This is a genomic window from Mesorhizobium sp. (assembly GCF_004962925.1).
In the GTDB taxonomy this organism is placed as follows: Bacteria; Pseudomonadota; Alphaproteobacteria; order Rhizobiales; family Rhizobiaceae; genus Mesorhizobium.
In genome coordinates this window covers 1-9,099 of sequence record NZ_SUEO01000242.1, presented here as the reverse complement: position 1 = coordinate 9,099, position 9,099 = coordinate 1, and the positions used below count along the sequence as shown (strand labels likewise).

10 protein-coding genes are annotated in these 9,099 nt (G+C 62.1%); 7 read left to right on the top strand and 3 right to left on the bottom strand.

The genetic code is table 11. The features are described 5' to 3' along the window. Together E5W87_RS30740 and E5W87_RS30735 are read right to left on the bottom strand one after the other, a co-directional pair. On the bottom strand, positions 1-165 hold a 165-nt coding region (locus E5W87_RS30740; RefSeq protein WP_292406286.1), incomplete at its 3' end, for a DUF444 family protein. A 19-nt stretch (positions 166-184) separates the two neighbouring features. After that, a complete protein-coding gene (locus E5W87_RS30735) occupies positions 185-2,134 on the bottom strand; it encodes a PrkA family serine protein kinase (protein ID WP_292406283.1) in 1,950 nt (649 codons plus the stop codon). 254 nt (positions 2,135-2,388) lie between these two features. On the opposite strand from E5W87_RS30735, the gene E5W87_RS30730 reads away from it, so the two are divergent. Both E5W87_RS30730 and E5W87_RS30725 read left to right on the top strand, forming a co-directional pair. After that, entirely contained in the window at positions 2,389-2,859 is a 471-nt protein-coding gene (locus E5W87_RS30730; RefSeq protein ID WP_292406280.1) for a YbhB/YbcL family Raf kinase inhibitor-like protein, read from the top strand. 108 nt (positions 2,860-2,967) lie between these two features. Continuing rightward, positions 2,968-3,129 (top strand): hypothetical protein, encoded by a 162-nt coding sequence (locus E5W87_RS30725; protein ID WP_292406277.1) that lies wholly within the window; start codon positions 2,968-2,970, stop codon positions 3,127-3,129. 62 nt (positions 3,130-3,191) lie between these two features. Here E5W87_RS30725 and E5W87_RS30720 read toward each other — a convergent pair whose 3' ends face one another. Continuing rightward, positions 3,192-3,629: a DUF2267 domain-containing protein gene (locus tag E5W87_RS30720; protein WP_292406274.1), complete on the bottom strand. Its 438-nt coding sequence runs from the start codon at positions 3,627-3,629 to the stop codon at positions 3,192-3,194. Positions 3,630-3,813: 184 nt separating this feature from the next. On the opposite strand from E5W87_RS30720, the gene coxB reads away from it, so the two are divergent. The 5 genes from coxB to E5W87_RS30695 all read left to right on the top strand — a co-directional run. Continuing rightward, complete coding sequence (gene coxB / locus E5W87_RS30715; protein ID WP_292406271.1) at positions 3,814-4,791, top strand: cytochrome c oxidase subunit II; 978 nt, start codon at positions 3,814-3,816, stop codon at positions 4,789-4,791. After that, complete coding sequence (ctaD, locus tag E5W87_RS30710) at positions 4,788-7,304, top strand: cytochrome c oxidase subunit I (protein ID WP_292406269.1); 2,517 nt, start codon at positions 4,788-4,790, stop codon at positions 7,302-7,304. The genes coxB and ctaD overlap by 4 nt, the downstream gene beginning before the upstream one ends. Before the next feature lie 7 nt (positions 7,305-7,311). After that, a complete protein-coding gene (locus tag E5W87_RS30705; RefSeq protein WP_292406266.1) occupies positions 7,312-7,692 on the top strand; it encodes a hypothetical protein in 381 nt (126 codons plus the stop codon). Further along, positions 7,689-8,312, top strand: a complete 624-nt coding sequence (locus tag E5W87_RS30700) for a cytochrome c oxidase assembly protein (protein WP_292406263.1) — start codon at positions 7,689-7,691, stop codon at positions 8,310-8,312. Before E5W87_RS30705 ends, E5W87_RS30700 begins: the two co-directional genes overlap by 4 nt. Then, positions 8,312-9,099 (top strand): c-type cytochrome (locus E5W87_RS30695; RefSeq protein WP_292406260.1); only part of this gene is annotated, 788 nt, incomplete at its 3' end. The genes E5W87_RS30700 and E5W87_RS30695, both read left to right, overlap by 1 nt.

Below are 9,099 nucleotides of genomic sequence, written 5' to 3'. Positions count from 1 at the left end.
TGGCATGGAGACGGCATGCTCGGCATCCACATCCGCGATCTTGCCGGTGCGGATCTGATCCCGGATGCTTCGCTTCAATTCCTCGCGCGCACGCTTCAGGAAGCGCTGGCGGTTGCCGAGGCTCTTGTCCTTCGGGTTCAGTCGGCGATCGATGAAGATCGGCATGGAACCATCCCGGCCGGGCTCAACCCGCCTTGTTCACCCGCATGTACCAGTCCACCAGCCGGCGGACCTGACGTTCGGTGTAACCGCGTTCGACCATCCGATGCACGAACTCGGTATGCCGCTTCTCCGTCACGCTGTCCTGCTTGGAGCCGAAGCTGATCACCGGGAGCAGATCCTCGACCTGGCCGAACATCCGCTTTTCGATGACTTCGCGCAGCTTTTCATAGCTTGTCCATGACGGGTTGCGGCCATGGTTTCTGGCCCGCGCGCGCAACGTGAACTTCACGACCTCGTTGCGGAAATCCTTGGGATTGGCGATGCCGGCCGGCTTTTCGACTTGCGACAGTTCGTTGTCCAGCACCTCGCGATTGAGGATCTGGCCGGTATCGGGGTCTTTGTAGTCCTGATCCTCGATCCAGGCGTCGGCGTAGGCGATGTAGCGATCGAACAGGTTCTGGCCGTATTCGCTGTAGGATTCCAGATAAGCCTTCTGGATCTCATGGCCGATGAACTCGGCATAACGCGGGGCGAGCTCAGACTTTATAAAGTCGAGATAGGCGGCTTCCGTTTCCTTTGGGAACTGCTCGCGCTTGATCGCCTCCTCCAGAATGTACATCAGATGCACGGGATCGGCGGCCACTTCCTTGGTGTCGTAGTTGAATGTCTGCGACAGGATCTTGAAAGCAAAGCGCGTGCTGACGCCGGTCATGCCCTCGTCGACCCCAGCGGCATCGCGGTATTCCTGAACCGACTTCGCCTTGGGATCTATGTCCTTGAGGTTTTCGCCGTCATAAACGCGCATCTTCGTGTAGAGCGGCGAATTGTCGTGCTCGGCCAGACGCGTCGATACGGTGAACCGGCTGAGAATGTCCAGCACCTCCGGAGCGCAGGAACTGGAGGCCAATTCGCTTTCGCGCAGCAACTTTTCGTAGATCTGCCGTTCTTCGGTGACCCGCAGGCAATATGGCACCTTGACCACCAGGATACGGTCGAGGAACGCCTCATTGTTCTTGTTGTTCTTGAACTGCAGCCATTCCGATTCGTTCGAATGGGCTACGACGATGCCTTGATAAGGGAAAGATCCAAAGTTCTCCGTGCCGTTGTAGCTGCCTTCCTGGGTAGCGGTCAGCAACGGATGGAGGACCTTGATCGGCGCCTTGAACATCTCGACGAACTCAAGCAACCCTTGCGTGGTCCGGTTCAGGCCGCCGCTGTAGGAATAGGCGTCCGGATCGGATTGGCTGAAATGCTCGAGTTGTCGTATGTCGACCTTGCCGACCAGGGCCGAAACGTCCTGGTTGTTTTCATCGCCTGGCTCGGTCTTGGCTATGCCGATCTGGCGCAGCCGCGAAGGTATCAGCTTGACGACGCTGAACTTGGAGATGTCGCCGGACAGTTCATCGAGGCGCTTGGCCGCCCACGGCGAGATCAGGCCGTTCAGCCGGCGCCGCGCGATGCCGTATTTGTCCTCCAAAAGGTCAGCCATGCGGTCGGGGTGGAAAAGCCCGAGCGGCGATTCGAAAACCGGGCTGATCTGGTCGCCGACCTTCAGCGTATAGATCGGACGCTGCTCCATCAGCTTCTTCAGCCGTTCGGCCAGCGAGGACTTGCCGCCGCCGACAGGGCCGAGCAGGTAGAGAATCTGCTTGCGCTCCTCAAGCCCTTGAGAGGCGTAGCGAAAATAGCCGGCGATACGCTCGATCGTGTCCTCCATGCCATAAAACTCGGCGAAGGACGGGTACACTTTGATTGTTCTGTTCGCGAAAATGCGGCCGAGCCGCTCATCCATGCTGGTGTCGACCAGAGTGGGTTCGCCGATCGCCTCGACCATCCGTTCGGGCGCCGAGGCATACATCGATTTATCCTCACGGCAGGCGAGGAGATATTGCTGGATGCTTATCTCCTCCTGCGCCGCATTCGTGTAAATCTCCGAAAACAGATCGAAGACGTCGGAGTGGTTCTCGCGCATGGTATCCTCGCCCCGGCCGGTCTGGTTGCTGTCGCCTCTTCATTCAACTGTCGGAAAGCCTTTGTGGTTCCCTCTCAACACGTAGTGAGTCTGCGACCAGATGTTAGGGGTCCAGACAGATATCGTCAAAGCCTGAAAACCAGCCAGCCAATGGTTCGCACAATGGAACGTTTCCGAGGGACGTCCATTCCTCCATCAGTGCGCTTGCCGAGCACAAGCCCACCGCGAACAAGCCGTTTTTGGAGGAATGAACCATGCCGCTTACGCTCAGCAGTTCCGCCTTTGCCGAGGGTGAAAAAATTCCGGAAAGATATACCCGTGACGGAAAGAACGTGTCCCCGCCGCTGAAATGGTCGGGTGTGCCGGCTAAGGCGAAGAGCCTCGTTCTCGTCGTGCGGGATCCCGATGCGCCGAACGGAACCTTCGGTCACTGGGCAGTGTTCAACATCCCGCCTGACGTCGGCGAGCTGCCCGACGCTGAGAGTGGCAAGCCCGGTCCCGCAGCGCTCAGGCAAGCCACAAACGACTTCGGCAACGCTTACTATGACGGTCCTGAACCGCCGATCGGGCACGGCGTCCATCATTACCATTTCCGACTTGCCGCGCTCGACACGCCGAGCCTCGCGATTCCGGGGTCCGCGGGCGTGGAGCGCATCTGGCAAGAAGCCAAAAAACATGTCCTGGAGGAAGCTGAATTGGTGGGGACATACGAACGCAACGGTTGAATTGGCGGCACAGGTCATTTGGTTGAAGAGATCTAACATCGTGCTGTCCGTCCTGGACCAGAAGGGAGGAACGGTCTCCTCCTCTCGGTTTTGTGAAGGAGATGTTCCATGTTCGAGAACAACATGTGGTTGATCGTCGTTGCTGGCGGCCCGCTATTGCTGGCGATCCTGATCGCCTACGCCCTCCTCACGCGGCGCGATCGCGGCCCGGCAGAACGCAGAGAAAGCGATCGGGCGACTGAGCGCCTGTATCGCGAGCAGAGGGACTGACCGGCTGGGGCGGAACCAGTTGAGGATCGTGTCGGCAGCCCCGACCTTTGTCTTTGCTGCTGCTACACTCCGACGCTTTCGGGCCAAAGCGCCTGGATGTGTTTCGGCAAAGCGTCTCGTACTTTCGCCGACTGGCCGAGGTCGACATGCTTGGCGAGAACTTTGAACACGGATCTCGTCGCATCCTCGGGATTCACGGGTCGAGTGGATTTCATCTCCTCGGCCACCCGCTGCAGAAACTCCTCCAATGAACGATTGTTGGTCGGCAGATGATGCGGCCGATACCGATCATAGTAGGCGCCGCGTATGAGAAGCGGCAGCTCCGCTCCCAAATTGGCAGCCAATTCGATCTGCAGCCAGTCTCGCAAGGTGCGCAAAACGGCGCCCAGCATATGCCAGGCAACGCGCCTGTCGGGCCCGTGGTCGGCCATGATCTCGTCCAGCCAGATGTGTGTTGTTTGCAGGGTTTTGTCAAAAACTTCCAAGCCGGTTGCGCTCATCGTCGCCTCCTTAAGCATGGGCAATCCCAATACCCGCCATGACGGGCAAACGGGGATCGAGCGCAATTGTTTCGTCACTCGTTGAAAATTGCCCAAAAGCCGCGGCGAATGCAGCTTGAGTTCGAAAGCTCAATTGCCCGGAACCTTCCGCCCATCTCGCCGGTTTACCGCGGAGGGGTTGGAAATGGGTCAATATTTCAGCCTGTCCGCTGCGTCTTTTTTGCTCGCGAGCGGCTATGCCAGAGCCCGGTCGGCACTTGAGCCCGCGGGAGAGGAAGCGCAGCAGATAGCCGGCCTGTTCTGGGTAATGCTAAGCGGCGGCGCGCTCATGTGGCTGGGCGTGGTCGGCCTGCTTCTTCATTCAGCCCTGTTCAATCGCCGCAGGCTGGCCGAAAAGTCTGCCAGCAGAATCATCCTTTGGGGCGGCGTGGTCTTCCCGTCGGTCATGCTTTGTGTCCTGCTCGCCTATGCATTGTGGCTGATGCCTGGCCTTCGGCCCTTCGCACAGGCGAGCTCAGCCGCTTTGCGGATCGAAATCACCGGCAGGCAGTTCTGGTGGGAAGTTGTCTACCACCCTTCTCAGGGGCCGCCGGTCGTTTCGGCCAACGAGATCAGGCTGCCGGTCGGCGAGCGGGTCGAATTGACCCTGAAAAGCGCCGATGTGATCCATTCCTTCTGGATCCCACCGCTCGGCGGCAAGATGGACATGATCCCCGGCCGCACCAACAGGCTTTCGCTCAAGGCCACGAAACCCGGTGTTTTCCGGGGACCCTGCGCCGAATATTGCGGCACGTCTCACGCGCTGATGGCGTTCTCGGCCGTGGCGATGGAGCCCGAAGCATTCCGGTCCTGGCTGGCCGCCCAGGCAATTCCTGCGGCTAGCGCAGGCGCGAGCGGCAGCGCGCTGTTCCTGCGTCATGGTTGCGGGTCCTGCCATTTCGTCGCGGGCACAGATGCGCGCGGCATGATCGGCCCGGATCTTTCGCATATCGGTTCCCGCGTCACCGTCGGAGCCGGCATCCTGCCCAACACCGAAGACGCCATCGCCCGCTTCATCGCCCGGCCCGAACTGATCAAGCCCGGCTCCAGCATGCCGGCCTTCGACATGTTGCCGCCGGACGACATTCGCGCCATCACCGCCTGGCTGAGAGGCCTGCGATGAGCGCTGCGGTCAAGGAGCGTTCGCGGGAAGAATACAAGGCGCAGGAAGAGCGGCTGCGCACCGTGTGGGCCAATCCGACCGGCTGGCGCTACTGGACCTCGGTGAACAATTTCCAGATCGGCCTCTGGTACGGCTCGGCCGCCTTCACCTTCATGCTGTTCGCCGGCGCGCTCGCGCTGCTGATGCGCCTGCAACTCGCCGTGCCCGACAACGACTTCCTGTCGGCCGACTTCTTCAACCAGGCTTTCACCCTGCACGGCACAGTGATGATGTTCCTGTTTGCGGTGCCGATCTTCGAGGCGGTCGCGATTTTCCTCCTGCCGCCGATGCTGGGCGCGCGCGAGATGCCGTTCCCGCGCCTCGGGGCCTTCAGTTTTTGGAGCTTTTTCCTCGGCGGCATCTTCGTCTGCGGTTCGATCTTCTTCAATGCGGCGCCGTCCTCGGGATGGTTCATGTATCCGCCGCTCGCCACCGACAAGGAGTTGTCCGGCATCGGCGCCGATATCTGGCTGCTCGGCCTTTCCTTCATCGAAGTCGCCTCGATCGCTGCCGCCGTCGAGCTCATCGTCGGCATCATGAAATGCCGTGCGCCGGGCATGCGCATCAACCTGATGCCGCTCTTCGCCTGGTACCTGCTGATCGTGGCGGGAATGATCCTGTTCGCCTTCCCGCCGCTGATCGCCGGCGACCTTTTGTTCGAGATGGAACGGATGTTCGATTGGCCGTTCTTCGATGCGGCGCGCGGCGGCGACCCGCTACTGTGGCAGCATCTGTTCTGGATCTTCGGCCACCCGGAGGTCTACATCATCTTTCTGCCGGCCATCGCGCTGGTGGCGATGATCGTGCCGACTTTTTCCCAGCGTCCGATCGTCGGTTATTCCTGGATCGTGCTAGCGGCAGTGGGAACGGGATTCCTCTCCTTCGGCCTGTGGGTACACCACATGTTTGCGACAGGCCTGCCGCAGATCTCGCTGGCCTTCTTCTCGGCCGCCTCCGAGGCGGTAGCGATCCCGACGGGCGTGCAGATCTTCGTCTTCATCGCCACCATGCTGGCTGGCCGGGTGATTTTCTCGACCCCGATGCTGTTCGGTGCCGGAGGACTGGCCATCTTCGTCATCGGCGGGCTGACGGGCGTCATGGTGGCGCTCGCACCCTTCGACTGGCAGGCACACGACACGTATTTTGTCGTCGCGCACCTCCATTATGTGCTGATCGGCGGCATGCTTTTCCCGGTCGTGGCCGGGCTCTATTACTACTATCCGCTGATCGACGCGAAGAAGCTCTCCGACCGGCTGGGGCGGCTCGCCTTCTGGCTGATGTTCTGCGGCTTCAACATCGCCTTCTTCCCCATGCATCTGAGCGGCCTGCGCGGCATGCCCCGGCGCGTCTTCATCTATCCAGCCGAAATCGGCTGGGATTGGCTGAACCTGATCTCGACGGCCGGAGCCTTCATTTTCGCCGCGGGCGTGCTGGTGGTTGTCTTCGACGCGCTCAGGCCAAAGCACCGGCAGCCGCGCGGCGAACTCAACCCGTGGAACGCCGGCACGCTGGAATGGATTTCCGAGCCGAAGGAGAACTGGGGCGTCCGCTCGATACCCATCGTGCGCAGCCGCTATCCCCTCTGGGACCAGAAGGACCTTGCGCGCAAGATCAATGAAGGCCGCTATTACCTGCCCGACGCGGAAGAGGGATGGCGCGAGGGACTGGTCACCTCCGTGCTCGACGCCGAACCCATCCAGGTGCTGCGCGTCGGCGGCACTTCCCATGTCACCATAGTCTCGGCCCTTTCACTCGGGGCCGCCTTCATCGCGCTTACCTTCCACTGGTGGATCGCGACGGCGCTGGCCGCAATCACGTGCTTTTGCGCCGTCCTCTACTGGCTCTGGACGGGCACAGCTGAAATCCCCGAAAAGCCGGAAAAGGATGTGGGCCTGGGCCTCAGCCTGCCGCTTTATGCCTCCGGCCCGGATTCGGTCGGCTGGTGGGCGATGTTCATCACCATGATGGGCGACGGCACGGCCTTTGCCAGCCTGGTCTTCGGCTATTTCTTCTACTGGACGATCCATGCCGACTTCACCGCGGGGATTGCCGGGCCTGATGGGGCCTGGTCGCTCGCGGCTGCCGCCATGTTCGCTGCAGCGTGGGCCCTGATGGTGGCGGCACGTATGTTCAACAGGCGCAACGCCACCGCCGCGACGCGCGGCTTGCTGGTGCTATCTCTGCTAACGACCGTCGGCGCGTCCGCCGCAGGCTTGGCCGGGCCGTGGTCTCCCGGCATGGACCCGACGCGCCACGTCTATCCCGCAATCGTGTGGATTCTCGTGCTCTGGGTGCTCGCCCATGCTGCGGTCGGCACGGTCATGCAGGCCTATTGCCTGGCCCGGTCGTTGGCGGGCCGGCTGACGCCGAAGCATGACATCGATCTATGCAACGTGGTGCTCTACTGGCATTTCCTGCTGATCGCCGCCGTCATCACCTTCACCATCATCGGCCTCTTTCCGGCAGCGATGTGAGGCGGCGATGCGGCTCATCCCGAAACAGATCGAGACACTCTGGACGCTGTTCACCGCACCCGTGGTCTGGGCTGCGCATTTCCTCGTTTGCTACATAGGCGCGGCGGTCTATTGCGCCAAACCCGAGCTTGTCGGGCTGAGTTTCAACGCTGTGCGCGCGGGCATCGCCGCCGTCACTGTGATCGCCCTCTCACTCATCGCGCTGTCCGCATGGCTGGCCTGGCGGCAGTGGGGCTTCGGCACCGATGATCCGCCCCATGACGATCCGACGAGACGGGACCGGACCCTGTTCCAGGGCTTGGCGACGCTGCTGCTCTCGGGTCTCAGCTTCATCGCCGTGATCTTCACCGCGATGCCCGCATTGTTCCTGACGGAGTGTATCCGTTGAGACGCGCCTGCCTCATCCTCGGCCTCCTCGTCCTCGCTCTGGTCTGGCTCGGACCGCTGCTCGACGCCTGGAGGGATTCGTTTTCAGCGCACATGCTGGCGCATATGGGAGTGGTGGCGATCGCTGCGCCGCCGATGGCGATCGGGCTCCCGCTCGGTCCAACACAAGGCGCAAACCGGACGTTCGCCCTACCCCTCCTCGCCTCCCTCGTCGAGCTTGTCATTGTCTGGTCCTGGCACGCGCCGTCCCTGCGGGCCCTGGCACAAAGCTCGCTGTTGGCCACCGCCATCGAGCAGGCCACGTTTCTCGCCGCCGGGCTGTCCTTGTGGTTGGCCTGTCTGCCGCGCCGCGGCTCGGACACCACAGGCAATGCCGCCGGAGCGTTCGCCCTGCTTCTCACCTCAATCCATATGACCTTGCTCGGCGCGCTGCTAGCGCTGACCCCGAGACCGCTATTTGGCCAAGGCGAGGTAAGCTGCTTCGGCGTCGCGCTTTCCGCGCAGCAGGATCAGGAACTTGGCGGCGTGATCATGCTTCTGGTTGGCGCGGCAGTCTATCTGGCAGGCGGCTTGACGCTTTTCGCGCGCATGCTCGCCACTCCGTCACGGGAGACAGGCTGATGCATATCAACTGGAAGAAGCTCGCCATAGCGCTGGCCATTCTGCCCTTCGTCGTGGTGCTGGCGGCCTGGATCGGCTTTTTCAATGTCGGTGCCTCAAGCGGCCACTGGAAGATTACGGAATGGTTTCTCCATTTCGCCATGCGATCGGCTGTGCGCACCTATGCGCTGGCGGTCGATGTTCCGGAAGCTCTGCCGCGCCATGCGATCCAGCCTGCCGCCGGGCATTTCGCCCGCGGCTGCGCCATCTGTCACGGTGCGCCGGGCGAGCCGCGATCTCCTGTCGTCACGAGGATGCTGCCGCAGCCGCCCGACCTTGCCGGGACCGTCGGCGAATGGACCGACGCGCAGCTTTTCCGCATCGTCAAGCACGGCGTGCGCTTCACCGGCATGCCTGCCTGGCCGACACAGGAACGCGACGACGAGGTCTGGGCGATGGTCGCCTTCCTGCGCGAGCTGCCGGCGATGGACGAAGCCACCTATCGTGACCTCGCTTATGGAGAAACGCTTGCGTCTCCCGAAGGCGATTCCGGGGCCCTGCCGCAGGCGCTCGCGGATTGCGTCCGCTGCCACGGTGGGAACGGGCGGGGTCGCGGTCCCGCGATACCCGTTCTCGCCGGGCAGAGCGAAGCCTATCTCCTTGAAAGCCTGCGTGCCTACGCCGAGGGAGGCCGGGCAAGCGGGATGATGAGCCTGCCCGCCATTGAGGCGGGGCCTCAGTTCTGGCCGGACCTGGCCAAGCATTTCGCCGCCCTGCCGACGACGCACCCCGGCGGCGGGGGCCATCC

Bases quoted from the DNA above. Each gene is read 5' to 3' on its own strand.
- E5W87_RS30735 (WP_292406283.1), bottom strand. From the start codon at position 2,134: ATGCGCGAGAACCACTCCGACGTCTTCGATCTGTTTTCGGAGATTTAC.
- E5W87_RS30730 (WP_292406280.1), top strand. From the start codon at position 2,389: ATGCCGCTTACGCTCAGCAGTTCCGCCTTTGCCGAGGGTGAAAAAATT.
- E5W87_RS30725 (WP_292406277.1), top strand. From the start codon at position 2,968: ATGTTCGAGAACAACATGTGGTTGATCGTCGTTGCTGGCGGCCCGCTA.
- E5W87_RS30720 (WP_292406274.1), bottom strand. From the start codon at position 3,629: ATGAGCGCAACCGGCTTGGAAGTTTTTGACAAAACCCTGCAAACAACA.
- coxB (WP_292406271.1), top strand. From the start codon at position 3,814: ATGGGTCAATATTTCAGCCTGTCCGCTGCGTCTTTTTTGCTCGCGAGC.
- ctaD (WP_292406269.1), top strand. From the start codon at position 4,788: ATGAGCGCTGCGGTCAAGGAGCGTTCGCGGGAAGAATACAAGGCGCAG.
- E5W87_RS30705 (WP_292406266.1), top strand. From the start codon at position 7,312: ATGCGGCTCATCCCGAAACAGATCGAGACACTCTGGACGCTGTTCACC.